Annotated in this window: 25 protein-coding genes, 1 pseudogene and 1 riboswitch; of the genes and pseudogenes, 15 read left to right on the top strand and 11 right to left on the bottom strand. The window is 59.5% G+C overall.

Annotated features, from left to right (window positions below):
- Positions 1–20 precede the first annotated feature (20 nt).
- Positions 21–1,274 (top strand): flavodoxin-dependent (E)-4-hydroxy-3-methylbut-2-enyl-diphosphate synthase, encoded by a 1,254-nt coding sequence (gene ispG, locus PY650_RS01260; RefSeq protein WP_285877253.1) that lies wholly within the window; start codon positions 21–23, stop codon positions 1,272–1,274.
- An 18-nt stretch (positions 1,275–1,292) separates the two neighbouring features.
- Here ispG and PY650_RS01255 read toward each other — a convergent pair whose 3' ends face one another.
- Complete coding sequence (locus PY650_RS01255) at positions 1,293–1,934, bottom strand: LysE family translocator (protein ID WP_285877252.1); 642 nt, start codon at positions 1,932–1,934, stop codon at positions 1,293–1,295.
- Between the two features lie 190 nt (positions 1,935–2,124).
- Complete coding sequence (locus PY650_RS01250; RefSeq protein ID WP_285877251.1) at positions 2,125–3,039, bottom strand: polyprenyl synthetase family protein; 915 nt, start codon at positions 3,037–3,039, stop codon at positions 2,125–2,127.
- A 217-nt stretch (positions 3,040–3,256) separates the two neighbouring features.
- Between PY650_RS01250 and mtgA the strand changes: the two genes are divergently transcribed.
- The 5 genes and pseudogenes from mtgA (at position 3,257) to PY650_RS01225 (ending at position 6,382) form a co-directional block, all read left to right on the top strand.
- Positions 3,257–3,967, top strand: coding sequence for a monofunctional biosynthetic peptidoglycan transglycosylase (mtgA, locus tag PY650_RS01245; protein ID WP_285877308.1), 711 nt, complete (start codon positions 3,257–3,259; stop codon positions 3,965–3,967).
- Between the two features lie 95 nt (positions 3,968–4,062).
- Positions 4,063–4,785 carry a DUF1868 domain-containing protein gene (locus PY650_RS01240; RefSeq protein ID WP_285877250.1) on the top strand — a complete coding sequence of 241 codons (723 nt, stop codon included), beginning with the start codon at positions 4,063–4,065 and terminating at the stop codon, positions 4,783–4,785.
- Positions 4,786–4,797: 12 nt separating this feature from the next.
- On the top strand, positions 4,798–5,445 hold the full coding sequence (locus tag PY650_RS01235; RefSeq protein WP_285877249.1) for a glutathione S-transferase family protein: 648 nt from the start codon (positions 4,798–4,800) through the stop codon (positions 5,443–5,445).
- Between the two features lie 179 nt (positions 5,446–5,624).
- Positions 5,625–5,810, top strand: a complete 186-nt coding sequence (rpmF, locus tag PY650_RS01230; RefSeq protein WP_003543812.1) for a 50S ribosomal protein L32 — start codon at positions 5,625–5,627, stop codon at positions 5,808–5,810.
- Positions 5,811–5,979: 169 nt separating this feature from the next.
- Positions 5,980–6,382, top strand: a pseudogene (locus tag PY650_RS01225) (hypothetical protein).
- 40 nt (positions 6,383–6,422) lie between these two features.
- Here PY650_RS01225 and phaR read toward each other — a convergent pair.
- Positions 6,423–6,995, bottom strand: a complete 573-nt coding sequence (gene phaR, locus PY650_RS01220) for a polyhydroxyalkanoate synthesis repressor PhaR (protein WP_107109823.1) — start codon at positions 6,993–6,995, stop codon at positions 6,423–6,425.
- A 239-nt stretch (positions 6,996–7,234) separates the two neighbouring features.
- Here phaR and PY650_RS01215 point away from each other — a divergent pair, with 239 nt between their 5' ends.
- Together PY650_RS01215 and phbB are read left to right on the top strand one after the other, a co-directional pair.
- Positions 7,235–8,416: an acetyl-CoA C-acetyltransferase gene (locus PY650_RS01215; RefSeq protein ID WP_285877248.1), complete on the top strand. Its 1,182-nt coding sequence runs from the start codon at positions 7,235–7,237 to the stop codon at positions 8,414–8,416.
- A 236-nt stretch (positions 8,417–8,652) separates the two neighbouring features.
- The gene (gene phbB, locus PY650_RS01210) at positions 8,653–9,378 is read left to right on the top strand and encodes an acetoacetyl-CoA reductase (protein ID WP_285877247.1); all 726 of its coding nucleotides are present in this window, start codon (positions 8,653–8,655) and stop codon (positions 9,376–9,378) included.
- 43 nt (positions 9,379–9,421) lie between these two features.
- Here phbB and PY650_RS01205 read toward each other — a convergent pair whose 3' ends face one another.
- From PY650_RS01205 to PY650_RS01195, 3 genes are all read right to left on the bottom strand, one after another.
- Positions 9,422–9,595 carry a hypothetical protein gene (locus tag PY650_RS01205; RefSeq protein ID WP_285877246.1) on the bottom strand — a complete coding sequence of 58 codons (174 nt, stop codon included), beginning with the start codon at positions 9,593–9,595 and terminating at the stop codon, positions 9,422–9,424.
- A gap of 180 nt (positions 9,596–9,775) precedes the next feature.
- Positions 9,776–10,030, bottom strand: a complete 255-nt coding sequence (locus tag PY650_RS01200) for a YMGG-like glycine zipper-containing protein (protein ID WP_285877245.1) — start codon at positions 10,028–10,030, stop codon at positions 9,776–9,778.
- 45 nt (positions 10,031–10,075) lie between these two features.
- Positions 10,076–10,231: a DUF3309 family protein gene (locus PY650_RS01195; RefSeq protein WP_285872598.1), complete on the bottom strand. Its 156-nt coding sequence runs from the start codon at positions 10,229–10,231 to the stop codon at positions 10,076–10,078.
- A gap of 1,289 nt (positions 10,232–11,520) precedes the next feature.
- Between PY650_RS01195 and PY650_RS01190 the strand changes: the two genes are divergently transcribed.
- The 5 genes from PY650_RS01190 to PY650_RS01170 all read left to right on the top strand — a co-directional run bounded on the left by PY650_RS01190 (position 11,521) and on the right by PY650_RS01170 (position 17,901).
- Positions 11,521–14,706, top strand: a complete 3,186-nt coding sequence (locus tag PY650_RS01190; RefSeq protein WP_285877244.1) for a helicase-related protein — start codon at positions 11,521–11,523, stop codon at positions 14,704–14,706.
- Between the two features lie 3 nt (positions 14,707–14,709).
- On the top strand, positions 14,710–15,114 hold the full coding sequence (locus tag PY650_RS01185) for an RNA-binding S4 domain-containing protein (protein WP_285877243.1): 405 nt from the start codon (positions 14,710–14,712) through the stop codon (positions 15,112–15,114).
- 208 nt (positions 15,115–15,322) lie between these two features.
- Complete coding sequence (fdxA, locus tag PY650_RS01180; RefSeq protein ID WP_285877242.1) at positions 15,323–15,661, top strand: ferredoxin FdxA; 339 nt, start codon at positions 15,323–15,325, stop codon at positions 15,659–15,661.
- A gap of 398 nt (positions 15,662–16,059) precedes the next feature.
- Complete coding sequence (locus tag PY650_RS01175; RefSeq protein ID WP_107109815.1) at positions 16,060–16,632, top strand: CarD family transcriptional regulator; 573 nt, start codon at positions 16,060–16,062, stop codon at positions 16,630–16,632.
- 405 nt (positions 16,633–17,037) lie between these two features.
- Positions 17,038–17,901, top strand: a complete 864-nt coding sequence (locus PY650_RS01170; protein WP_285877241.1) for an RNA polymerase factor sigma-32 — start codon at positions 17,038–17,040, stop codon at positions 17,899–17,901.
- A 44-nt stretch (positions 17,902–17,945) separates the two neighbouring features.
- Here the strand turns inward: PY650_RS01170 and PY650_RS01165 are convergent, their stop codons facing one another.
- The 5 genes from PY650_RS01165 to PY650_RS01145 form a co-directional block, all read right to left on the bottom strand.
- A complete protein-coding gene (locus tag PY650_RS01165; RefSeq protein WP_285877307.1) occupies positions 17,946–19,406 on the bottom strand; it encodes a M48 family metalloprotease in 1,461 nt (486 codons plus the stop codon).
- Between the two features lie 343 nt (positions 19,407–19,749).
- A complete protein-coding gene (locus PY650_RS01160; RefSeq protein WP_285877240.1) occupies positions 19,750–20,478 on the bottom strand; it encodes a thiamine ABC transporter ATP-binding protein in 729 nt (242 codons plus the stop codon).
- Positions 20,468–22,111, bottom strand: a complete 1,644-nt coding sequence (gene thiP, locus PY650_RS01155; RefSeq protein ID WP_285877239.1) for a thiamine/thiamine pyrophosphate ABC transporter permease ThiP — start codon at positions 22,109–22,111, stop codon at positions 20,468–20,470. The genes PY650_RS01160 and thiP overlap by 11 nt, the downstream gene beginning before the upstream one ends.
- A gap of 7 nt (positions 22,112–22,118) precedes the next feature.
- Positions 22,119–23,144, bottom strand: coding sequence for a thiamine ABC transporter substrate binding subunit (gene thiB / locus PY650_RS01150; RefSeq protein ID WP_285877238.1), 1,026 nt, complete (start codon positions 23,142–23,144; stop codon positions 22,119–22,121).
- Positions 23,145–23,194: 50 nt separating this feature from the next.
- Positions 23,195–23,312: riboswitch (TPP riboswitch) on the bottom strand.
- Between the two features lie 70 nt (positions 23,313–23,382).
- Entirely contained in the window at positions 23,383–24,918 is a 1,536-nt protein-coding gene (locus tag PY650_RS01145; protein WP_285877237.1) for an MDR family MFS transporter, read from the bottom strand.
- Positions 24,919–25,131: 213 nt separating this feature from the next.
- Here PY650_RS01145 and PY650_RS01140 point away from each other — a divergent pair, with 213 nt between their 5' ends.
- Together PY650_RS01140 and PY650_RS01135 are read left to right on the top strand one after the other, a co-directional pair.
- Complete coding sequence (locus tag PY650_RS01140) at positions 25,132–25,659, top strand: MarR family winged helix-turn-helix transcriptional regulator (protein ID WP_285877306.1); 528 nt, start codon at positions 25,132–25,134, stop codon at positions 25,657–25,659.
- 65 nt (positions 25,660–25,724) lie between these two features.
- Positions 25,725–26,378 carry a thiamine diphosphokinase gene (locus PY650_RS01135; RefSeq protein ID WP_285877236.1) on the top strand — a complete coding sequence of 218 codons (654 nt, stop codon included), beginning with the start codon at positions 25,725–25,727 and terminating at the stop codon, positions 26,376–26,378.
- Position 26,379: the final 1 nt, after the last annotated feature.

Here is a 26,379-nt window from a genome sequence, read left to right as displayed (position 1 = left end):
GAGGCTAACGCGAGTTCTCCATGTCGTCCGCCACCGATTTTGATCCGAAGCCGCGCCGTTCTTCCGTTGCCGTTGATGTTGGCGGCGTCATCGTTGGCGGCGGCGCGCCCGTGGTCGTGCAGTCCATGACCAATACCGATACTGCCGATGTCGATTCGACGGTGGCGCAGGTCGCAGCCCTCTACCGGGCCGGTTCGGAACTGGTACGCATCACGGTCGATCGCGATGAAAGTGCCGCCGCCGTGCCGAAGATTCGCGAACGGCTGCTGCGCCTCGGCATGGACGTGCCCCTGATCGGCGATTTCCACTATATTGGCCACAAGCTGCTCGCCGACCACCCGGCTTGCGCCGAGGCGCTGGCGAAATACCGCATCAATCCCGGCAATGTCGGCTTCAAGGACAAGAAGGACAAGCAGTTCGCCGAAATCATCGAGATGGCGATCCGCTACGACAAGCCGGTGCGCATCGGCGTCAACTGGGGCTCGCTCGACCAGGACCTGCTGACGGCGCTAATGGACAGGAATGCCGCAGAGGGCTCGCCGCTCTCGGCCCGCGAGGTCACGCGCGAGACGATCGTGCAGTCGGCGTTGATATCGGCCGATCTCGCCGAGGAAATCGGTCTGCCGCGCAATCGCATCATTCTCTCGGCCAAGGTCAGTCAGGTGCAGGACCTGATCGCCGTCTACAACATGCTCGCCGCCCGCTCCGATCATGCACTGCATCTCGGTCTTACGGAGGCGGGCATGGGCTCGAAGGGCATCGTCGCCTCGTCGGCGGCCATGGGATATGTGCTGCAGCACGGCATCGGCGATACCATCCGCGTCTCTCTGACGCCGGAGCCGAATGGCGACCGCACCCGCGAGGTGCAGGTGGCGCAGGAACTGCTGCAGGTCATGGGTTTCCGCCAGTTCGTGCCTGTTGTCGCCGCTTGTCCCGGTTGCGGCCGCACGACGTCCACCGTGTTCCAGGAGTTGGCGCAGAATATCCAGAACGACATCCGCAAGAACATGCCGGTCTGGCGCGAGAAATATCCGGGCGTCGAAGCGCTCAATGTTGCCGTCATGGGCTGTATCGTCAACGGCCCCGGCGAGAGCAAGCACGCCGATATCGGTATCTCGCTGCCCGGCACCGGCGAGACGCCTGCTGCGCCCGTCTTCATCGACGGCAAGAAGGCAATGACGTTGCGTGGCGCCAATATCGCTTCAGAGTTCGAGGCGCTGGTTGCGGATTACATCGAGAAGCGTTTCGGCCAGAAGAGCGTCGCGGCGGAGTGATCCGCCGCCGGAGTGGCCTTAGAAGTTGCTGGTGAGCAGCTTGATGCCGGCGAAACAATAGAAGCCGGCCATGGCGCCTTCTATCCACCGGCGCGCATTCCTATAGATCTTCAAGGCGTGTGCTGTGGAGAATAGCGTCGCGTAACCCATGAACACTACAAAACCGGTTGCGCAGCAGATCGTAATGATTAGCACGGCGACGGAGGCTGGTGCGCCCTGCGGCATGCCGAGCGCAATGATGGCGAGCCAGGCGAAGATCGCTTTCGGGTTGGTGACGTGGATGCCGTAGCCACGCAGGATCAGCGACTCGAAGCAGGGGCTTGCTTTATCTTCCCTGGCGGTCGGCAAGTCGCCGCTCGCCCGCACGGCGCGAAATGCCTTATAGGCGAGGTAGAGCAGATAGAAACCGCCAACGACCTTCAGGATCTCCAGTGCAATCGCATAGGTCTCTAACAGAGTGGCGAGGCCTGCTGCGGCAGCGGTCGCCCAGGTCAGCGAGCCGCCAAAGATGCCGAGCGAAATCGTCATGCCCGCCTTGCGGCCATGCGTCATCGATGTTCCGATGATGGCCATGATCGCCGGTCCTGGACTGACGACGGCGATGATATAGGCAATATGGGCCGGCAGGATCTGCGGCAGATAGGCAAGCGCCTCATGCATGGGATAGCTCCGGGAGGGGTCAGGCGGCGCGACCGATTCCAGTGTGTTTGACATTGCAATGGGCGCCAGAATTGCCATGGAATCGTTGAGACGTCACTCTTGTCCCGAATAATTCTTGTCATGGAGACATTTCGGGCTGCTTTACGGCCCCCGGACGATCCGAAAACGCTCTTCGGCTATGACGGGTTTCTCAGCTCTTGCGGTTTGCCACGAAGCGGGCCGTCTCGATCAGGACGGTCGCTTTCTCACCATAGGGAGACAGCAATTCGGAGGCTTCCGTCACCAGTCGTGCAAGCGTGGTTTCGGCCCAGGCCTGGCCGTGCAGCGCGACCAATGTTCCTTTGCCGCGGGCGGCGTCCTTGCCGGTGGCCTTGCCCATAGTTGCGGCATCAGCGGTCAGGTCGAGAAGATCGTCAGCGAGCTGGAAGGCCAGACCGATTTTTTCACCGAAGATGCGTAGCCGCTGACGGTCCTCAGGCGGGGCGCCGGCAATGATGGCGCCAGCTTCGCAGGCAAAGCGGATCAGGGCACCAGTTTTCATCGCCTGCAGCATGTTAACGCCGCGCTCGTCCGGGGTCTCTTTTTCGGCAGCAAGATCGAGAGCCTGGCCGCCGGCCATGCCGCCGATACCGGCCGCGCGAGACAGCGCCAGCACGAGTTCAATCTTTCGGCCCGCCGGCAGTTCGGTTTCCGGGGCTGCGATGATGTCGAAGGCGTAGGTCAGGAGGCTGTCGCCGGCAAGGATCGCTGTCGCATAGTCAAAGGCGATGTGCACGGTCGGCTGCCCGCGGCGCAGGTCGTCATTATCCATGGCCGGTAGGTCGTCATGCACCAGCGAATAGCAATGTACGCATTCGAGCGCCGCACCGATCCTGACTGCCGCGTCGCCGTCGCCACCGAGGAGTGCTGCAGTCTCCATTACGAGAAACGGCCTCAGCCGCTTGCCGCCATTCAGCACGCCGTGACGCATCGCTTCGAGCAGCCGTGTGGGGCGAACGATTTCGCCATTCAGACAGGCGTCTGCAAGAAGCTCACTCAGGACAGCCTCAACTTTGCTGGCGTTGTCCTTGAGGCGATGATCGAAGGAAGAAGTGGTGCTGTCCATGGCCGCTGTTTGGCATGAGTGCGGGTTGCTGGCAACGAGAATTGTCAACAGCCGAGAAGGGAATCTCGCCGCACTCTGGTCATCGCTCCGTGTAGACGGTATGACACTTGCAGCATTCATGGCGTGTCTCTCGGACACGCGAAGGGTGTTCCGGGGTGGAAAGACGGTGGACCTTCAACAATTGGACACTCCGACGGGCAGCGAGGAAGAAGCTGAGATGGCGCGACGGTCGGGTTGGTTTGCGCGCTTGAAGAGCCGTCCGCTCTGGCAGCGTATCATCCTCGTCCCCATCGCCTTGCTGCTGTTACCATATCTTCTTATCCCTCTCTACGCGTTGCCGTTCATTCATCCGATTTCAACCCTGATGCTGCGCGATGCCGTTCTGCTTCGAGGATATGATCGCCGATGGGTTTCCTTCGATAACATCGCACCGGTGTTGGTGCAGTCGGTCCTGGTTTCGGAGGACGGGCAATTTTGTTTTCATGGCGGTGTCGACTGGGGCGAGATGCGCATGCTCGTACAGGAAACGCTGCGGGGTGAGTCCACGCGCGGTGGGAGCACGATTCCGATGCAGACCGTGAAGAATCTTTTCCTCTGGAATAGCCGCTCCTTCGTGCGCAAGGCGTTGGAACTGCCGCTTGCCGTTACCTCCTCCTTCGTCTGGTCGAAACAGCGGATGATGGAAATCTATCTCAACATCGCCGAATGGGGGCCGGGGATCTACGGAATAGAGGCGGCGGCGCAATATCATTTCAAAGTGCCGGCCTCGAAGTTAACCGCCCGCCAGGCCGCGCTTCTCGCCGTCTCCTTGCCCAATCCGATCGACCGGGTGGCGAGCAGGCCGGGGCGCGGGCTGCGCCAGCTCGCGTCGCTGATACAGCGCCGGGCGAAGAATTCCGGCGACTACATCAAGTGCCTTTATAACTGATATCAGAACTTGTCGTTCGATCGGTTAGCCGTCATCTGGCATTCTTGCATGTGACGTAAGGGCGGGTGATCTGCCAACGAACACGGACCTGCCCCATGAGCATCGTTGCTTTCTCGCCTGAACTGCTGAAATATTCCAAGAGCCGTCACCCGGAGCCGCCCCCTCGTCTCGGGAGGCGCTACGATCTGTCGGGCAATTTTCAGTACGAGCCGGGTAATACGATCGTCCGCCATTTGGTGGAAGGTTCCGAAACGCAGCGTGCGGTCGTTGCGGCGCGGGAAAAATTTCTGGCTATGCCGGAAGCCTCGCAATTCACCTTCACGCCGATTTCCAGCCTGCATATGACGTTGTTTCAGGGCATTATCGAACATCGCCGCACGCGGCCTTATTGGCCGGCGGATATAGCGCTCGATGCACCGATCGATGAGATGACCGCGATCATGGGCGAGCGACTAAAGACCCTTTCCATGCGCGAGCCGTTCAAGGTGGCGGTGACGCATGCGCGCCCGAGCGGCCTGCTGGTCGACGGCGCAACCGAGACGGATCGGAGAGTGATGCGGGCGTGGCGCAATGCCCTTGCTGATCTCCTCGGCTATCGCCATCCTGACCATGACGTCTATCCGTTCCACATCACCTTCGCCTATGTCATAGAGCGGCTGGGAGACGAGGCGCTGCCGCGTTGGCAGGCGATGCTGGACCAGGTTGCCGCCGATATCCGAGCCACGGCACCGATCATCGAGATGCGCCCGCCAGCCTTTTGTTCGTTCGACGACATGAATCATTTCGAGGAACTTCTGGTATTCGAGTTCCAAAAATAAGAAGGACAAACCATGGACAAGCTAACCCTCTATATCGGCAACAAGAACTATTCCTCCTGGTCCTTTCGGCCGTGGATCGCATTGGAGGGTTGCGGCATCGCTTTCGAAGAGGTGCTAATCCCCTTCGATTTTCCAGCTGGCAATCCGCGCATTCGCGAGGTTTCGCCGACGGGCAAGGTGCCGATGCTGGTGCATGGTGAGTTCAAGGTCTGGGAATCGCTCGCCATCATCGAATACGTGGCCGAGCTTTTCCCGGATTCCGGCCTCTGGCCCAGTGATCGGCAGGCGCGTGCTTTGGCGCGCTCGATCTCCATGGAAATGCTGGCGGGCTTCCGCGCGCTACGCAATGCCTGCCCGATGAACATCCGCCGCCCCGTCAGCCGGCTCGATCTGCCAGAGGGTGTCATGGACGACGTTGCGCGCATCGAGACGATTTGGCGCGATATGCGCGCCCTTTCCGGTGGCCCCTTCCTTTTCGGCGCGTTCTCCGGCGCCGATGCCATGTTTGCGCCGGTCGTCAACCGCCTCGAGGTTTACGATCTCGTCAGTGCCGCCGACACGCTGGACTATATGGCTGCGATGAAAGCCCTGCCCGCGTGGCAGAAATGGGAAAAAGCGGCTCGTGAGGAGCCCTGGATCGTGCCGGAAGACGAAGCCTAAGCGCTGATTCGGTTTCCATCGGCGTCGATTCGATACTGCGGGCAAAAAATGCGGGAAGGGACTGGTCAAAGTCGCTTTAGCCATGTATAAGCCCGCCCAATTTCCGAAATTGATGCACATCTGTTTCGGCCGCCTGGCTGGCCGCTGATGTGTTTCGTCCGCAAAGTGGAGTAACGAGAATGGCTGTACCGAAGAGAAAAACGAGCCCGTCCAAGCGCGGTATGCGCCGCTCGGCTGATGCGCTCAAGGCTCCGACCTATGTCGAAGACAAGAACTCCGGCGAACTGCGTCGCCCGCATCATATCGATCTGAAGACCGGCATGTATCGCGGCCGTCAGGTTCTGACGCCGAAGGAAAGCGCATAGTTCAAGCGCTCCCTTTGGGGGTGAAATTCAAAGGCTGGCGTTTCCGCCGGCCTTTTTCTATTTGTTGCGCACTTGATCCGGCAGGATCTTGTCCGAAAACGGCTTCGTACTTTCGAGGGTATGCGCTAACAATCGCGGCGACTTCAATTCCGGAGAAATGCGCCTCGTCTTGATTGTTGCCTTCCCGCTGATGATCGTTCCCCTCGTGCTTTATCTGGCGATGCTGGATTTGATGGGCGCGGGCGGTATCGCGTCCCTCAACGATGTGAGGCTTACTCTCGCCATGCTTTCGAGCGCGACATGGACGCTGCAGCTCGGCGATTTCTTCATCGTCATTGCACTGATCATGCTGTTCTTCGAAATTCTGAAGGCGACGCAACGGTTCCGGCTCGCTGCTCAATCACATGCTGTCGATGCTGGTGTTCATCGCCTATCTCGTCGAATTCCTGCTGCTGAAGGATGCGGCGACGCAAACTTTCTTCGTCCTGATGACCATCGCCTTCACTGACGTCATCGGCGGATTCACCATTTCGATCCGCTCGGCCGGGCGGGATGTTTCGATCGAGCTGTAAGGATTTTTACCCTCTCCCCGATGGGGCGAGGGTAAAATGCTCACAAACTGTCCAGCTTGTTCTGCATTGCGCGGAGCTGTTCTTTCAACTCGTCGATGTCCTTTGCTTCTGCCTTGCGGCTTTCTTTCGCCGGCGGTTTCATGAAGGGCGAGAACATCTGCATCGCCTGCTGGAACATTTCGGTGTTGCGGCGGACTTGTTCCTCGACCATTTGGATCGGCAGTTGCAGATTCTTGCCCAGCGGCGTTTCGCCGAAGGCGCGGTTGATCTGCTCGCGCATTTGTGTCTGCTGCTCGGTAAAGGCGCGCATGGAATGTTCAAGAAAGCTCGGCACGACCATCTGCATCTGATCGCCGTAATAGGTGATCAGTTGCCTGAGGAACGAAATCGGCAACAACGTATTTCCGGTCTTCGATTCCTGTTCGAAAATGATCTGCGTTAGAACCGAATGCGTGATCTCTTCGCCACTTTTCGCATCCTGGACGATAAATTCTTCTCCCTTTTTCACCATCTCCGCTAGGTCATCCAACGTCACATATGTGCTGGTGCCGGTATTGTATAAGCGGCGGTTGGCATATTTCTTGATAACGATCTGGCCCTCATTTTTTGCCATTATCAGTCTCCTGGCCCCGTCTGATTGTATGGAAACTCCTCCACCGCCAAGTGTAGACGCAAAAGAAGCTTGGTGACAATCGGTTTGTGCGATGCGGCAAGCCCTTTCCTTTAATAGTATTTTTTGTCGGGTGATGACGACTTCATGAAATCTGGAAGACCAAAATTCTTGTCGTTTGACTCGGGCGCAAAGCTTTGACAGTTTCGCCTTATATATGTTCATCCTGTGAGGAGGCTTCCATGAGCAATCCATCCATCGTCGTCGCCAGTGCAGCTCGCACTGCTGTCGGTTCCTTCAACGGCGCCTTTGCGACCATCCCGGCTCATGAGCTCGGCGCAGCTGCGATCAAAGGCGCATTGGAGCGATCTGGTGTCGATGCCAAGGAAGTCGACGAGGTGATCCTCGGTCAGGTGCTGCAGGCCGGCGAAGGTCAGAACCCGGCTCGCCAGGCCGCCATAAAGGCCGGTGTTCCGCAGGAGGCGACCGCCTGGGGCGTCAACCAGCTCTGTGGCTCCGGCCTGCGCGCCGTAGCACTCGGCATGCAGCAGATCGCCGCGGGTGACGCCAAGATCATCATCGCCGGCGGCCAGGAATCCATGTCGATGGCCCCTCATGCCGCGCATCTTCGCGGCGGCACCAAGATGGGTGACATGAAGATGATCGACACGATGATCAAGGACGGCCTGACGGACGCCTTTTACGGCTATCACATGGGCATCACGGCGGAAAACATCGCCCGTCAGTGGCAGCTTTCCCGCGACGACCAGGATCAGTTCGCCGTTTCCTCGCAAAACAAGGCGGAAGCCGCGCAACTCGCCGGCCGTTTCAAGGACGAGATCGTGCCATTCATCGTCAAGACCCGTAAGGGCGACGTCAGCGTTGACGCCGACGAATTTATCCGTCACGGAGCGACGCTCGACAACATGACCAAGCTGCGCCCCGCCTTCGACAAGGAAGGCACCGTAACTGCCGGCAATGCTTCTGGTATCAATGACGGCGCGGCGGCGGCCGTGCTGATGACCGAGGCTGAAGCCTCACGCCGCGGCATCCAGCCGCTCGCCCGCATCGTTTCCTGGGCAACTGCCGGCGTCGACCCGCAGATCATGGGCACCGGCCCGATCCCGGCCTCGCGCAAGGCGCTGGAAAAGGCGGGCTGGTCCGTCGGCGACCTCGACCTCGTCGAGGCTAATGAGGCCTTTGCCGCGCAAGCCTGTGCCGTCAACAAGGATCTCGGCTGGGATACGTCGATCGTCAACGTCAATGGCGGCGCCATTGCCATCGGCCATCCCATCGGTGCCTCCGGCGCGCGCATCCTCAACACACTTCTCTTCGAAATGAAGCGTCGCGGCGCCAAGAAGGGCCTCGCCACGCTCTGCATCGGCGGCGGCATGGGCGTCGCCATGTGCTTCGAAGCGCTCTAGTGAGCATCCCGCTTTCAGGTGATCTCACCTGTAAGCGGGAAAGATGCTCTGGATTCAAAAGGCTAGGGCGATCTTTGTGTGTTCACATGAACGCACAGCGCTTCAGGGCGCTTCGCTCGGTCCCCAAACAGTGCGAAATGGTTTTGAATAAGATCGTGCTAAAGTAAATAGCGAGAGAGGGATTAAGCGAACCAAGAATGCTGATCCGCTTTAGCGACAACAGAGGGGAGTGGAATATGAGCAGAGTGGCGTTGGTGACAGGTGGTACGCGCGGCATCGGGGCGGCTATTTCGATGGCGTTGCGCAATGCGGGCTACCGGGTTGCGGCAACCTATGCAGGCAATGACGAGAAGGCTCGGGCTTTCCATGAAGTGACGGGCATTTCCGTGCATAAGTGGGACGTGTCCGACTACGAAGCCTGCGGTAAGGGCATCTCTGCGATTCAGGGCGAACTTGGTCCGATCGAGATTCTCGTCAACAATGCCGGGATTACCCGAGATGCCATGTTCCACAAGATGACGCCGCAGCAATGGCACGAGGTCGTCAACACCAACCTCACAGGCCTGTTCAACATGACGCATCATGTCTGGCAGGGCATGCGCGACCGCAGCTTTGGCCGTGTCGTCAATATTTCGTCGATCAATGGGCAGAAGGGCCAGATGGGTCAGGCGAATTATTCCGCCGCTAAAGCCGGCGACCTCGGCTTCACCAAGGCGCTTGCCCAGGAGGGTGCCGCCAAGAATATCACCGTCAATGCCATCTGCCCTGGCTATATCGGCACTGAGATGGTGCTTGCAGTGCCGGAAAAGGTCTTAAACGAGCGGATCATCCCGCAGATCCCCGTAGGCCGTCTGGGCGATCCTGAGGAAATTGCCCGTATCGTTGTCTTTCTCGTCGGCGATGACGCCGGCTTCATCACGGGATCAACGATCAGCGCCAATGGCGGTCAATTCTTCGTTTGATCTGGTAGGGTAAGTGCCCAATGATTGCCGGGATGCCCGGCAATCATTGTCGGCTTGAATTCACGGATCGCCGCTGCCGGCGTTTGAATTGCAAAACGACGGGCTCAAAGGTCATGCGGTGCATTTCCTTCTCCCGCGTCCGCGCGGCATAACCCAGCACAATAAATGTGGTGCCGACAAGAACGAGCCCTGCAATGCTTGCAATGATCTCGGCCATGGTGCCGTTCCTTTCCGAAAAACGTTAACCCGATCTCCGCGAGACCGGCGTGGGTATGTTCGTCTCAAGAAAAATATCGGTCCAAAAAATTGTCGGCGCGAAGGATTTGGCTTTTACGACCGATCGTCGACAGAGCGTCGACGATCGGCCAAAAGAAATCGATCTTCGTCTCTACCCGTCCTAGTGGCAGCGAGCCTCATAGCGGCGGCCGTTGCGGTCACGGTAGATGCAGTAACCCGGGTGCTCATGGGACCGGCCGATAAGATAGCCGACGGCACCGCCGGCGACGGCGCCAATTGCGGCACCGCCCCAGCTGTTGCTGGCGACACCGCCTATGATCGCGCCCGTTCCGGCGCCGATGGCCGTTCCCTTTTCGGTTGCGGTGCATGAGGCAAGTGCGCCGACAAGGGCGATCGCGACGATGATTTTCTTCATGATAATGCTCCCTAGTGGTTGAGGTCTTCAACAATATCGGCCGGATCAGATCCGGCCCATCAATAGCAGAATGAGGAGGATGACAAGAACAAGTCCGAGACCACCTGATGGACCGTAACCCCAACCCCGGCTGTAACCCCAGTTAGGAAGTGCACCGATCAGCAACAGAATCAAAATCACGAGTAATATTGTACCAAGCATGACAAATTTCCTCCGAGTCTGGCGCCTAGAGCGTCCCCGCCGGAGTGGATGTCACTCAAGCAGACAAGATGCGCTAGATCAAAGTCCCGATGCGTCCTTTATCGTCCCCTCTAATGAGTAGCGCACCACAGTCGCCGTGAATAGAAACTTGTTTCGCGAGAAATTGTTCCGGCTCAGAAATAACAAGTCATGGAAGCAAGCGCTAGCTGGGCAGAAAAGTTAACACACGCATCCGAACGCGCGCGCAAAATGTTCGTCAATGACCTCGCCTATGGTTAGAAATTACTTTAAATACAATATGTTGCGGTGAACGAAACGGGAAAATGGGCCTGTCCGTGATTCGTCAGCGATTCGTTCTGCTTTTGGGCTTTGGTTAATGCCGTGATGATTGGTTCATCGAAAGATCTACCTCTTTCGGAGAGGTGAACTTGAACCTTGATCGCCGGAAAGTGGTACTTCGCCAGCAAAATGGTTAATTCCGTCGATTTCTGAGGCTACCCAGCTCACCTCCTCATTCTCCATTTGGATGAGCCGCCCTATCCCAGCGCTATATCTAGCGGTGAACAAATGGAGCACATGATCGAATCAACGATTCGTCGCCGATTCGTTCCGGCTTTGGTCGATGTGTTAACGGATTCAACTTGTGAGTGAATTTATAGATTAATCATATGTGGACTCGCTTAAAAGTTAATCGCAATCCATAATTCGGCAGGATTCTAAGTTTCAACCAGGCAGAGTCCTGTGCCTTTCGATCGGAATAACGCTAGATGTTGTGTGGAACAAATGCAGAATCGACCGATGTCAGTGATTCGTCTCCGATTCGTTCCGGCTTTGGCCCGAATCTTAATTCGGAAGTCTCATGGTCGGATCCTTGGAGAAATTTACGGAATTAACAGATGGTTAACTATATTTTTTAGACGCGATTATCATCATGCCGGCCTCGCCTCTTGACTCCTGAATCCGTAAAAGAGGTGTCCAAAAATGATTCAGTATCTGGTGGGATTCTATGAATCGAAATCCATATATAGTAGTGAACAAAATAAGAACTATGAGGAGTAGCGATTCGTCGCTGATTCGTTCTCAAGCTGTTCCGGACTCGTCGGGACTCGCTTGGGATGCAAGGACAATGTAGCCTTTGGTTGCGTCCGCCAATAATGAAATCGCATATTGCGACCGTTGTTTTTTCATTCGGGTCTTGCCTTTGTCACATATGGTGGTCATCTCTTCTTCTCTTCCTTGGGGAGCTTGTTGATCGAAAAGACAGCGGTTTCTCGCCCATGCATGGACCTATGACTCTGACTTCGCAGCCAATGATCCTGAGCGGACGCGGCGTGACCGCGGTGCTCGGACCGACCAATACCGGCAAAACCCATTATGCCATCGAGCGCATGGTGGCGCACGGCAACGGCGTTATCGGCCTGCCGCTGCGGCTGCTGGCGCGCGAGGTTTATACCCGTGTCGTCGAAAAGGTCGGGGCGCAATATGTCGCGCTAGTCACCGGAGAAGAGAAGATTTCGCCGCCGAATGCGCGCTATTCCGTCTGCACGGTCGAGGCCATGCCGCGGGAGACGCGCGCGTCCTTTGTCGCCATCGATGAAGTACAGCTTGCCGGCGATCTGGAACGCGGCCATATCTTCACCGACCGCATCCTGCATCTGCGCGGGCGCGACGAAACGCTGCTGCTTGGTGCGGGCACGATGCGGCCGATTCTCGAGCAGTTATTGCCGGGGATCACGGTCGTCGAGCGGCCCCGCCTGTCGCATCTCTTTTATGCTGGCCAGAAGAAAATCACCCGCCTGCCGCAACGCACGGCGATCGTCGCCTTTTCCGCCGACGAGGTCTATGCCATCGCCGAACTCATCCGCCGCCAGCGCGGCGGTGCGGCCGTGGTCCTCGGGGCGCTCAGCCCGCGTACCCGCAACGCGCAGGTCGCCCTCTATCAAGCCGGCGATGTCGAATATCTGGTCGCGACGGATGCGATCGGCATGGGTCTCAATCTCGATGTCGATCACGTTGCTTTCGCCCAGGATCGCAAGTTCGACGGTTATCAGTTCCGCAATCTCAATCCGGGCGAACTCGGCCAAGTCGCCGGCCGCGCCGGCCGTCACCTGAAGGACGGCACATTTGGTGTGACCGGTCAGGTCGATCCCTTCGACGACGAGTTGGTACGGCGCATCGAGGGTCATGAGTTCGATACGGTTAAGGTGTTACAGTGGCGTACCAAGGAATTCGATTTTTCCTCGATCGCTTCGCTGCGCGCGAGCCTTGAAAGCGTTCCACGCGTACAGGGCTTGACGCGCGCGCTGCCGGCGGTCGATCAGCAGGCGCTGGAATCTCTGTCGCGCGATCTGGAGATTTCCGATCTCGCCAACAATCCGGCGCGGGTCGAAAAATTATGGGAAGCCTGTGCGCTTCCGGATTATCGGCGGATTACGCCCGCCCAGCATGCCGATCTTATCGCCACCCTCTTTTCCGACCTCGTGCGCTATGGCACGGTAAAGGAAGACTTCCTTGCCGAACAAGTGCATCGTGCCGATCGGACGGATGGCGAGATTGACACGCTTTCGGCGCGAATCGCGCAGATAAGGACTTGGACCTATGTATCGAATCGGCCCGGTTGGCTTGCCGATCCGACACACTGGCAAGAAAAGACGCGGGAAATCGAAGATCGATTGTCCGATGCGTTACATGAAAGGTTGACGAAACGCTTTGTTGATCGCAGGACATCTGTGCTCATGAAGCGCCTGAGAGAGAATGCGATGCTGGAAGCTGAAATCAGTGTGAATGGGGATGTCTTCGTTGAGGGGCATCATGTGGGACAGTTGACCGGATTCCGGTTCACCCCTATCGCGGGAACCGAGGGGCCGGACGCAAAGGCTGTCCAGACGGCCTCGCAGAAGGCACTCGCGCTGGAGTTCGAGGCGCGCGCCGCCCGTATCCACGCGGCCGGCAACAGCGATTTGGCGATCAGCGCGGATGGCCTTGTCCGTTGGCTCGGCGATCCCGTGGCGCGGCTTTCGGGCAGCGATCACGTCATGCGTCCGCGCGTCATTCTGCTCGCCGATGAGCAGTTGACGGGCAATGCGCGCGACCATGTCGCGGCGCGCATCGAGCGCTTCGTGAATCATCATATCAGCACGGTCTTGAAGCCTCTCGACGATCTGTCGCGCGCCGAGGACTTGCAGGGTCTTGCCAAGGGGCTGGCCTTCCAACTCGTCGAAAGCCTCGGCGTGCTGTTCCGTCGCGACGTCACCGAAGAGGTGAAGTCGCTCGACCAGGACGCCCGCGCCTCGATGCGCCGCTATGGCGTCCGCTTCGGTGCCTACCACATTTTCGTGCCTGCCTTGTTGAAGCCGGCTCCGGCCGAACTCATCACCCTGCTTTGGGCGTTGAAGAACGACGGCCTCGACAAGCCGGGCTATGGCGACCTGATTCCGGTTCTGGCCGCCGGCCGCACCTCCGTCGTCACCGATCCGAGCTTCGAGCGCATGTTCTACAAGCTTGCCGGCTTCCGCTTCCTCGGCAAGCGTGCAGTGCGCATCGACATTCTCGAACGGCTGGCGGATATCATCCGTCCGCTGCTGCAGTGGAAGCCCGGTCAGGCCTCGCGTCCGGAAGGTGCCTATGACGGCCGCCGTTTCACGACGACGACGTCGATGCTCTCCATCCTCGGCGCAACACTGGAAGACATGGAAGAGATCCTGAAGGGTCTCGGCTACCGCGCCGACGCCGTGAAGGCGGAAGATGCGTCGGCCTTCCTCGCGCTCCAGGACGTGGCTTCTGCGCCCGCTCCGGGAGCGCCGGGTGCGGAAGCAGCCGCCGAAAAGGCCGATCATGACGATGCCGATAGTCATGGCGATGAGCCGGCTACGGAAAGTGAAGCCGTCTCACAGGATGCTACGTCTACAGCGGAAGCTCCGGCTGAGCCGGCTGCTGTTGCCGCCGAGCCTGCCGAAGCCGCTGCTGCGGTAGCCGAGCTGCCGGGTGTCGATGTCGTTGCTGCCGAGCCGGTCGAGCCGAAGCCGGTTCTACTCTGGCGTCTTGGTGGACGCAGCGACAACCAGCAGCGACAGGGCGGACGCGGCCATGGCGATCATCGGCGCGGCCAGCACGGCCAGGGCGAGGGACGCGGTCATCAGGGCAATCGCCGCAATGGCGGCGGTGAGCAGCAGGCGGGCGGCGAAGGCCGGGATAATCGCGAGGGGCGTGAGGCCCGTGGCGATAACCGAGGGCCGCGCGGCAACCGCGACGGCGGCCGTCCGCAACATCAGGGTAACCGTTCCGAACGCAACGACCGCCAGGATCGCGGCGAACGGAAAGAGCGTAACGATCGCAATGACCGGAACGACCGCAACAATCGCGGCGCTTCCCAGCCGCTGCGTTTCGAAGCCAAGCCGCCCCGCAAGGAAAAGCCGATCGATCCGGATTCTCCTTTCGCCAAGCTTGCAGCGCTCAAGGAGCAGATGAAGAAATAGGCCATGACGGACGCGAGGCAGCCATCTTCCGGTTCGCGCCAACGCATCGACAAGTGGCTGTTCTTTGCCCGTATGGTAAAATCCCGCTCGCTGGCACAGGTCTATGTCCAAAACGGCAGCGTGCGGGTGAATGGCGAGCGGGTCGTGCAGCCGAGCTTTGGCGTCAAGGCCGGCGACCGGATCGAACTCGCGCTGGAGCGGCGGGACGTCGTCCTGATCGTGCGTCTGCCGGGCGAGCGGAGAGGTCCTTTCGAAGAGGCGAAGCTGCTTTATGAGGACTTGACGCCGCCGCCAGATGAGACAAAACGTCTCACTCCGCTCGAGCAGGCTAGCCGCACACCCGGCAGTGGACGGCCGACGAAACGCGATCGGCGCGCAATCGACCAGCTGACGTCGGAGGACGATTAGAAAACTCTATCCGGTCTCCATGATTTTCGGGATTGTTTGTCCTTGAAATTGGCCAGCAAAGCCGGTACCTCACGGTCAACCCGCTGGTAACCAGCCGGTCGGCATGCCTGCGCATAGCGCATCCGCTTGCCCGCCGGCTTCCGAGGGAAAGGCGCGACGTTCCAGGTTGCGCATCCACGGAAAACGAGAGATATCCCTGGAGTGCTTCATGACATACGTCGTGACCGATAATTGTGTTCGCTGCAAATACACAGATTGCGTGGAAGTCTGCCCTGTCGACTGCTTCTACGAAGGCGAGAACTTTCTCGTCATCCATCCCGATGAATGCATCGATTGCGGCGTTTGCGAGCCGGAATGTCCCGCCGAGGCGATCAAGCCCGATACCGAGCCGGGTCTCGACAAGTGGCTGAAAATCAACGCGGATTATGCATCCCTCTGGCCGAACATAACGGTCAAGCGCGATCCGCTGCCGGACGCTAAGGAGATGGACGGCGAACAGGGTAAGTTCGAGAAGTATTTCTCGGCCAATCCCGGTTCCGGCGACTGATCGAAGGCCGTGACAGGCCGTCGATAAAGGTGTAGTCGATAGGTCGAGAAGACGAATCAATGCCATTGGCCGCACGTGCGGTCAATGTGGCCGCTTGGTGTGCGTAAAGCAAATTATTGATTTCCTCAGATTTTTGTGATAGCTTCCTCACACTGATCCACTGCGGCATTTTGTATGCCCCAAACCATCACGAAAGCAAGTAAGCAATCCGTACGCGGTTTCCTTGACATATCAACATTTTGAGTTGTCGGGTCTGGGATCGCGATGAACGGATTTCTTTTTGCATGCGTCTGGCTGGACCAGGATGAAGTCACCCCGACGGTGCTTCCGTCTCATCCGGGCCTGACTGACCCGGCCCCGGTTCGCGCCGGGTGCGTAACAGGGAGTTTTTGAAAAGAATGACGATCCAGCAGAAAAAACCTTCAGCAGCACGCCATGGCTTCAAGACTGGTGAAGCGATTGTATACCCCGCTCACGGTGTGGGTACGATCACCGCGATTGAAGAACAAGAAGTCGCCGGTATGAAGCTTGAGCTTTTTGTAATCGACTTCGAAAAAGACAAAATGCGTCTGAAGGTGCCCGTTGCCAAGGCCATGAGCATCGGAATGCGTAAGCTTTCCGAGACGGATTTCGTCGACCGGGCGCTTAAGGTCGTTCAGGGCAAAGCCCGCGTCAAGCGCACCATGTGGTCGCGCCGTGCCCAGGAATATGATGCCAAGATCAATTCCGGCGATCTGATCTCCATCGCCGAGGTGGTTCGCGATCTCTATCGCGCTGAAAACCAGCCTGAGCAGTCCTATTCGGAACGCCAGCTCTATGAGGCCGCGCTCGATCGCATGGCGCGCGAAATCGCTGCCGTCAACAAGATGTCGGAGACCGAGGCTGTCCGCCTCGTTGAGGTCAATCTGAACAAAGGCCCGAAGCGCGGCAAGGTCGTCGAAGAAGACGATTCCCAGGACGAAGCCGCATAAGGCCAAAGGGCAAAGATCACGTCCAAAAAACCCGGCCATCGAGCCGGGTTTTTTCTTTGGAACCTTTTACCGTCTGACGCGTTTAGGTGTAGTATTCGCGGCTGGTGTGAACCTCTCCTGACATGAGTTCGTCGACCAGCCGTTTGCCTTAACGTTCACGAGGACCGGACCCCATGCGTTTTGATTGGAAATTTCCCGGCGATCTGAAGCCATTTCGTTCGCTAGGTCATTTCGGTGAAGCCGAAATAGACCCGTAACCGACCGTCCGGACATCGGGCCGGTCTCCAATTGCATTCAATTCATAGATTTTCATCCGCGCAGCAATGTCCGGAAACGACGTTTGCTGCCATTTCCGTTGACCGCGGCACTGAGACGATTTTGGGGTAGGATTTAGGGGATATGTATATGAAAAATATGTCTGCAGACCGACGAATGATTAAGATCGCGATGGCCGCCCCCTATCTCGACCGTGACGAAGAACACGACCTCGCCATCCGCTGGAAGGATCACGACGATCGCGGCGCTCGCAACAAGATTGCTACGGCCCATATGCGCCTCGTTATCTCGATGGCGGGCAAATTCCGCAATTTCGGCTTGCCGATGAGCGATCTGGTACAGGAGGGTTATGTAGGTCTCCTGGAGGCGGCGGCAAGGTTTGAACCCGAACGTGAAGTGCGATTTTCGACCTACGCCAGCTGGTGGATCCGGGCGTCGATCCAGGACTTCATCCTGCGTAACTGGTCGATCGTGCGCGGCGGCACGAGCTCGGCGCAGAAGGCGCTGTTTTTTAATCTCCGCCGCTTGCGCGCCAAGCTCGCCAGGGGCAATTCCGGCGTCACGGTGCAGTCCATCCATGAGGAAATCGCCGTCGCCCTTGGGGTCAGCCTTGCCGATGTGCAGACCATGGATGCGCGCCTCTCCAGCAACGACGCGTCCTTGCAGGCACCGTCGATTTCCGGTGATGCCGAAAGCGCCGAACGCATGGATTTCCTGATCAGCGACGAGCCGCTGCCGGACGAACAGGTCTCCAACATGATCGACGGCGAGCGCCGCCGCGTCTGGCTGGCCTCGGCGTTGAAGCACTTGAACGAACGTGAGATGAAAATCATCCGGGCACGCCGCCTGGTGGAGGACGGTGCTACTCTGGAGGAGCTGGGCGCTGATCTCGGTATTTCCAAGGAACGTGTGCGCCAGATTGAAAGCCGCGCCATGGAGAAGCTCCGTAGCGCCCTGGTTGACGCTGATCCGCGCATGGCGAGCTATGCCTGACGCGGAGAATCCCTTCCCCCTATTTGGAGAAGGTGAAAAGCCGTCTATTCCGAAATAATCTTGACCTTGTCGCCGGGTGCAACCGTTGCGCCCGTCGGCAGGGCGTTGATCAGCTTGAACAGGTCGAGCTTGCGGTCGGTGCCCATCATCCGAGCGGCGAGCGTGGTGATGTTGTCGCCAGCTTTGACGGTGACGACGCGCACGCGCAGTGGCTTCAGCGATGAGGCTTCCTCCGGCGTCATGTGCCGGAAGCTTGAGCGCAGCACATCGGCCGTCTGCTCCAGTGCGGTAATGTTGCCTTTCGGCACGGCCGTCAGGAAGCGGAAGATTTGCGCGCGGTCGCGGATGACCGTGACGTCGAAATCCCAGCGATCGGCAGAGGCACGCGCGGTTGCTGCCTCCATGCCGTTGACGGTGATCGCCTTGATGGTCGAGGGATCGAGGCCGGTGACCCATCCGCTGGAAATATAATTCGTCAAGTTCTGGTTCTGGCTGTCGGCAACGCCGTCAAAGCGGACGGCGATGTCGCCAGGCCCGGTTGCCATGACCGCCTCGACCTTGTTGTCGATGTGGAAGTCGGGCGGCACGTCGAATCGGATGCCGAGGCCACCGTGCAGGAAGGTCTGGCCACGCACATAGCCTTCTTCCGGGCTGTCGCCATAAAGCAGGCCGTCGATGCCGTTGAGGTAATAATCGCGGCCGGTATCGCCGACCTTGCCTTCCTCGCCGAATTCGCGGGCATGCGCCTTGGCAAGATCGATGCGCTGCGGCGTGCTCGGATGGCTCGACAAGAAGTCGAGGCTCTGATCGGCGTCGGAATTGGCCGACATGAAGTGACTATAGTCTTCCATCGCGTTGAGGAAGCGGGCGGCGGCATAGGGGTCGTAGCCGGCCTGACCGAGCGTGCGGATGCCGATCTCGTCGGCCTGTAGCTCCTGTTGACGAGAGAAAGCCGCAAGGCGCAGCTTGCCGCGGGCAAGGGCCTGCTTGCCAGCAAGATCGCTCGACAGAACTTCGGCGACCACGCGGCTGGCAATGACCTCCGCCTCTTCGCGCTTCTGGCGCTCAATGCCATGATTGGCGGTGACGTGCGCCATCTCGTGCGACAGCACGGCGGCGACTTCCGAGGCGTCGTTGGCGAGCGCCAACAGACCGCGGGTGACATAGAGATAGCCGCCTGGCAGCGCGAAGGCATTGATCGACGGCGAATTCAAAATGGTGATGCGATAGGATTGCTGCGGATTTTCCGACACGCTGGTCAGCGCGCCGGCGATGCGGGCGACCAAGCGCTCGGTCTTGGCGTCCTTGTACTCACCGCCATAGCTTGCAAGGATGCGCGGATGTTCGCGGGCACCCATTTGCGCACGCGGATCGTTTTTCTGTACTTCGGCAACGATCTGCGGATTGGCGGAGGGCGACACATTCGGCTGATAGGACTGATCCAACACCGACTGGCAGCCGTTGAGCACGATCGCGGCAATGAGGACGGGGGTGAGAGGGCGCATACGTGCCGCGACAGTCGCGCCGATCCTTCGTCCTGCGTGCTTGCTCTGCTTCAGTGCCTGTGTCCCACTCATTTCGCTGCCACGCCGGCCGGCCGTCGAACTCGGTTGATCATGGCTAGGCCGATCATCGCCGCGTTTCGTCAAAGGTTGCATCCACCCCGATCGGAACTCAGTTCACCCGGGTGGTCTCCGCCTCTTGCTGTAGCCGATTTCGGCAGCAGTTGCATAGCGAGACTCCGTTTAATTGTAGCAGCGTTGTATTTTAGCAAGCATTTCCCTTGGATTTTCGGCCGCTCGCGGCGACGAAAATAAGGCAAAAACGGCCCAAAATGCGGCGGCGCACTCAATGTTGCAAAAATGTGGTCAGCGCCGGAATGCCGTCCTGCTTCAGGAAGTGTTCGATCGGCGCTGAAAGCCGAATTGTTCCGCCGTCGATAAAGACGGCATGATCGGCAAGGCGCCGGACTTCGGCCGGATCATGCGAGACGATCAGCACCGTATTGCCGGTCTCGCGGTGAAGCGCCGTCAGCAGCTCCGCCATGCCGGAGCGCAGGCCGGGATCAAGGGCTGCGAAGGGCTCGTCGAGCAGCAGGATCGGCTTATCGCGCACCAGCGCCCGGGCGAAAGCGGCGCGTTGCCGCTCGCCGCCGGAAAGAGTGCCTGGTTTGCGTCTGTCGAAACCCGCGAGCCCTACTCGCGCCAGGGCACCCGAAATCCTTTGCCGGTCGTCCGCTGTAAGCTTCAGCGACGGGTTGATGCCTAATCCGACATTGGTGAAGAGATCGAGATGGGCAAAAAGATTGTTATCCTGGAAAACCAGAGACACTGGCCGCTGCGAGGGAGGCAGCCGGGTCGCGTCCCGTCCGGCAAGCATGATGCGGCCATGATCCGGCGACTCGAAGCCGGCGAGCAGATTGAGGAAGGTGGACTTTCCCGATCCGGACGGGCCGGTGATGGCGATGATCCTGCCCTGCGGCAGATCGCAATCAAAGCGAAAATGATGCGTGCCGAGCTGCAGTTCAACTCCGGCCGTCGCGATGCCCCGATCCGCCATCCCCTGATTATCGGTCATTCCGCCTGCCTTCGTTCTCATGCCCGCCTTGGCCGGCAGTGCCGGCGATGGTCAGGAGAAGACATACCAGCCCCAGGATGAATGCAAGCCCGTCCGCGTCATTGGTGCGGTAGCTGCCGAGCTTGCTGTAGACCAGCCAGGGCAGCGTCATAAGGCTGTCGGAACCAAAGAGGGCGACGGCGCCGAGATCGCCGAGCGACAGCGCCATGGCGAAAGAGAGAGCGGTGAAGAACGGCTTGCGCAGACCGGGCCAGTCGATCAGTTGCAGTCGCGACGATCCCTGAAGGCCAAGGCTTGCCGCCAGACGTTCGGTACGGCGGCGATGGACGGCATAAGCCGGCTCGATGACGCGGATGACGAAGGGCAGCGCCATGAGCGCGTTGATGACGACGATCAGAAGGGCCGCGAAGCGGCTTGGGTCGACAAACAGCCTGAGCGCCAGGAACCATCCGGTCGCCAGTACGATCGGTGGTACCAGCAGCACCAGCGAGGAGGTGCCGCTCAGGGCGATGGCCAGGCCGCGCAGGCCCGGCGCTTTACGGCGTCCGGCCGATATAACTGAGCGGGCGCGAATGATGGCGAAGGAGGTCAAGATCGCCAGAATGCCGGCGCCGAGGGCGATCGTAAGACTGGTCAAGGTCGCCTGCAGAAAGGTCGCTTGGCCAATAAGCCTCAGAAGATCAGCCTTGAAGCCGGTGACAACCACCGAGGCGAGCGGCAGGCCAACGAACAAGGCGGTGAACAGGAGCAGCGCGCAGTCGATCAATTTGGCGCCTAGCAGTGCTCCATCGATCCGCCGCACGGCACGACCTGCCGTTAACCCGTGATCGTCCGGTGCCGGAAGCAAAGCCATTGCGCCGAGAATGGCGGCTGTCACGATGATTTGCAGAAGAGACAGTGCCACGGCGCGGCCGGGGTCGAAATCGAAGCGAAGCGCCTGATAGATCGCCACCTCGAGCGTGGTCGCGGCCGGGCCGCCTCCCAGGATCAGCACTAGTGTGAAACTGGTGGCGCAGAGCATGAAGATGAGACCCGATATGCCAGGGATGAGGCCGCGCAGCATTGGCCATTCGATGAAGCGGAAAACGGAGGTCGGCCGCATGCCGAGCCCACCTGCCATCAGCCAATATTCCGCCGGCACGCGTTCCAGCCCGGCAAGCATCAGGCGGGCAGCCAGCGGCAGGTTGAAGAAGACATGCGCCAAGAGGATGCCTATCAGCCCATAGATGCTGACCGGCTGCGACAGGCCGAGCCCGGTCAGCGCCTGATTGAGCATGCCCTGGCGTCCCCAAATGCCGAGCAGACCGAGCGCGCCGATCAGCACCGGCAGGCCCATGGGGACGGCCATCAACCGGATCAGCCAGAGCCGGCCGGGAAAGCGTGGCTGCCGTGCGAGAGCGCGGGCGACCGGAATTGCGAGGACGACGGAAAGAAGCGTGGACAGCGTCGCCTGTAGCAGCGTGAAGCGCAGCACGCGCTGAAGATAGGGATCGGTGAGCGTATTGCCGCCGGCGGATCTGATGCCGGCAGCCAGCAAGGTTACGATGGCAAGGGCGATGAAAAGCGCAATGCCGGCGAGACCGAGCGCCCCGCCGGCAATGGCGCGTCTTCTCTCGGATGCCGTCAGTATCATACCGATGTCAGTTCGTGCTCGTGGCTGCCAGCCATTCGTCGATCCAGGCCTTGCGATTCTTCTCGACCACGTCGGGTGCCATCAGGAAGGTCTTTGACGGCACGACCAGCTTGCTGAAAGCATCCGGCAGAGGCTCGGAGGTGGCCGAGACAGGCATCATCCAGTTGTTGGTCGGAATCGTATCCTGGAAGCCGGGCGAGACCATGAACTTCAGAAAGTCGCGGGCAAGGTCCTTGTTCGGCGAGGATCTGGTCAGGCCAGCTACTTCGATCTGGATGTAGTGGCCTTCGGAGAAGGCGGCGGCCTGGTAGCGGTCGGTCTTGTCCTCAATCATGTGATAGGCCGGCGACGTCGTATAGGAGAGCACCATCGGTGCCTCGCCCTTGGTGAAGAGATCATAGGCTTCCGACCAGCCGGGCGTTACCGTCAGGATGCGACCCTTCAGCTTCGTCCAGGCCTCCGCCGCCTTGTCGCCATAGACCGACTTGACCCAGAGCAGCAGGCCAAGGCCCGGCGTCGAGGTGCGCGGATCCTCGATGACGATCTTTTGCGAAGGATCGCCGTCGACCAGATCCTTCATGCTCTTCGGAGGGTTCTTGATCGCCTGCGTGTCGTAAACGACGGCGAAATGGCCGTAATCATAGGGAACGAAGACGCCGTCCTTGAAATCGCCGGGAACCTTGAGTGCCGACGTGTCGATGCCGCTGACATCGAACAGGCCGGTGTCCTTGGCCTCGTCGACGAGATTGGTGTCGAGGCCGAGAACGACGTCGGCTTTGGTGCCGGCTCCCTCCAGCTTCAGGCGGGAGAGCAGAGCCACGCCGTCGGTGACGCTTACGTAGTTGACCGTGCAGCCGCAGGTCTTCTCGAAGTTAGCCTTGACCTTGGCGCCCGGACCCCAGTCAGCCGTGAAGCTTTCATAGGTGTAGATGGTAAGCGTCTTATCCGCGGCACCGGCGCCCTGGGCGACAAAAAGCGTTGTGCCGGCCAGAGCCAGGCCGGTAAGCAGTGATAGCAGCGATCGGTTGGGCATGACTGCGCCTCCTCGTTGGTTTGGTCTCGAACGGGAAAAGGGCGCCATGATTTCGTCACGCGTCTAATCCCTCCGCCGGTGTTAGCCGGATCAGGTTCCGCGGGTTGGCCGGTGAAAGCCTCTCAGCCAGATGTCCTGGAAAGACACAAGGCACCCCGTTAGAGCGTTGGCAGATTTAGTCCTGTGACGGAGGGATGACAAGGGGGATGATTCCCCCGTCGATTGCAGGCTTCGTCTCCTACTCCGCCGCGTGGGCAGTGGTTGAGCTGTCGAGTTTCTTGGTGGCATTGGGTAGTTGCACATTCCTCAGCGTTATTGAGGTCAGCAGGCCGATGAAGCAGAAGGCGGCGGCTGTCATGAACAGCGGGCTGAAGGCGCTCGCATAGGCATTGGCAACGCCTTCGCGCGTGGCCTCCGGCAAGGCAGCCATCATCTTCGGCGTCAGTTCCTTGATATTGGTAACACCGGGAATGGAGACGCCGACATCGCTGAGTTTGGCGGCGATGATGGCGCCATAGATGGAGATGGCGATAGAGGCGCCGCCCATGCGCGAGAGCGTCACGGCGCCGGTCGCTGCACCAACGTCACGGCTGGCGGCGGCATTCTGCACGCCGATGACCGGGACCTGCTGCGCCAGACCGATGCCAATGCCGTGCAGCAGCATCAAGGCGCCGATGAACACGATCGGCGTGCCGGCATGAACCTGCGCCAGTGTGACGAAAGCAATGGTGCTGCAGGCGGCGCTGGCGATGGCGAAGGGCTTGTAGCGGCCCCTCATCGAAATCAGCCGGCCGGCGGAGAGCGAACCGCAGACGATGCCGCCGGTCAACAGGATGAACAGCAGGCCGGCCATTGACGGCGAAAGGCCGGTCGTTGTCTGCAGGAAGAGCGCGAAATAGTTGACCATGCCGATGGCAACCGCGCCGCTGGTGACCGAAATGATCAGGAGCAGCCCGAAGGTCGGGTTGCCGAACAATGTCAGCGGCACGATCGGTTCCGACGCGCGGCGTTCGACGAAGACCCAGGCAAGCGCGGACAAGACGCCAAAAGCGATGATCCCCAGGCATTGCGGCGCGAGCAGCGAACCGAAGAGCTCGGTGCCGTCGGCGGCGAGCACGATGCTGGTGGTCGTCAGCGCAAGCAGGATCGCGCCCGCATAGTCGATCTTCGGCCGGCGGAACGGCTTGCGGTAAGGTAACATAAAGGCGAGGCCAGCGAGGACGACGAAGCCGATCGGTACGTTGACGAGGAAGATCGAGCGCCAGCCGAAGATGTCGCTCATCGTGCCGCCGAGAACGGGGCCGATGGCGCCAGAGGCCATAAGCACCAGGCTGGAATAGCTCTGGTAACGGGCGCGTTCCCGAGGCTCGAAGAGATCGGCGTTGACCGCGAAGATTGACACTAGGATGCCGCCGCCGCCAAGGCCCTGCAGGACGCGGGCGGCGATCAGCGTGTTCATCGATATCGCAAGGCCGCAAACGGCCGAGCCAAAGGTGAAGATGGCGATTGCAGCCATCATCACATATTTGCGGCCGAAGAGGTCGCCGAGCTTGCCGTAGACCGGCATGGAAGCGGAAAGAGCGAGCAGATAGGCCGAGCCGATCCAGCCGAAACGTTCCAGGTGCCCGAATTCTCCGACGATGGTTGGCAACGCCGTCGACACGATCTGGTTGTCAAGTGTTGCCATGAACATGGCGGTCATCAGGAAAAAGAAGAGAATAAGTCGGCGGCGGTGGTCCGCCACGAGTGGCGCGGGCGCGGTTTGCATATCCATGGAACGAGAAATCCGAGCTTGCCCGGAACGCTACGCGCTCGACTGAACGCATGGGAACGCCCCGGTTCCTCAATGTAGAACAGGCGTTTTCGTCCAAATAATCGAAAGCGGATGTCCCGAAACAGCATATGTGCTATCAGCACATAATTGTCAATGGCAAGTGAATGCTGTTTGCATATTTTAATTCCTGTCGGTCTCTGATATGTTGAAATGATGACAACAGCAACAACGACACGAGAAGTTGAAGCCTCGCCCTTGCCCGAAGACGAAAACCTGTTGCGTATTGGGCAGGTGATGACGCGCATGCGCGTGATGACGGGCCGCCGCATGATCGGCCGGCTTGCCATCCTGAATGTCGCGCCGGGCCTTGAGCTTTCGCATCTCGATGTCATCGATGCCGTCAAACGCGCGGAAGGGTCCGGCGAAGTCACCGTCGGGACGATTGCGGAGATCCTGCGCATCGATCCGTCTCGAGCAAGCCGTATCGTCGCCGAAATGGTCGCTCGCGGCGTGCTGCGCCGCAAGGCGTCGCAGGCAGATGCGCGTCGCATCGTCGTCGTGCTGACCGCGCTCGGCCAAAGGTTGCTCGCCGAGATCCAGGCGCAGAAGTTCGCCCTGATCGAGGGCATCGTCGCTGATTGGCCGGCCGAAGATATCGAGGCTTTTTCGCGTTTGTTCGACCGTTTTATCGGCGGCTATGAACATGCTTTTCAGACGCGTCTCAAGGACACCGACGGCTGAATGCCGACTGGGCGCCAAAGAGCGCTCTTCCCTAGAGACACGTCTTTGCGCTATGGGCTTGGCACATGAGCCAATCCACGACCTTCACCATCCTCCTCGGCGGCGAGCTTCGCCTGACGGAACGGCTGCATGCCGCTACGGTCGGTAGCCGTTTCATCGCGGCTGATGGCGGCATGCGTCATGCCGTTGCGCTCAATACGACGCCTGAGCTTTGGGTCGGCGACTTCGACTCGACACCGGCGGACCTGCTCGGTGCATTCCCGCATGTGCCTCAACGGCCCTATCCGTCGGCAAAGGCGGCGACGGATGGCGAGATCGCCATTTCGGAAGCAATCGACCGCGGCGCGAAGCGGTTGATCCTTGCCGGAGCGATGGGTGGAGAGCGTTCGGATCACGCGATCCAGCATCTGCTCTATGGCGTTCAGCTCGCCGAAAAGGGTTTTGACGTTCTGCTGACCTCAGGCGACGAAGAGGCCGTGCCGCTGCTGCCGGGCGACTTGGAACTGGCCTTGCCGGCCGGTTCGCTGTTTTCCATTCTCGGCTTCAGCGATCTAACGGGTCTTTTTATTCACAACGCCCGCTATCCCCTGCGCGATTTCCACCTGCCCTTCGGCGCATCGCGCACCATTTCCAATGTTGCGGAAGGCCCCGTGCGCCTTTCGCTCGGCAGCGGCAGGGCCATCGTCCTTGCCCGCCCCTATGATCTTAGTGGAGTCTGAT

Origin of the sequence: Martinezella calliandrae, from assembly GCF_030272695.1 — a bacterium.
GTDB lineage: Bacteria > Pseudomonadota > Alphaproteobacteria > Rhizobiales > Rhizobiaceae > Rhizobium > Rhizobium calliandrae.
Note: the sequence above shows the minus strand (reverse complement) of the source record. Positions and strands in the feature narration are given on the sequence as shown.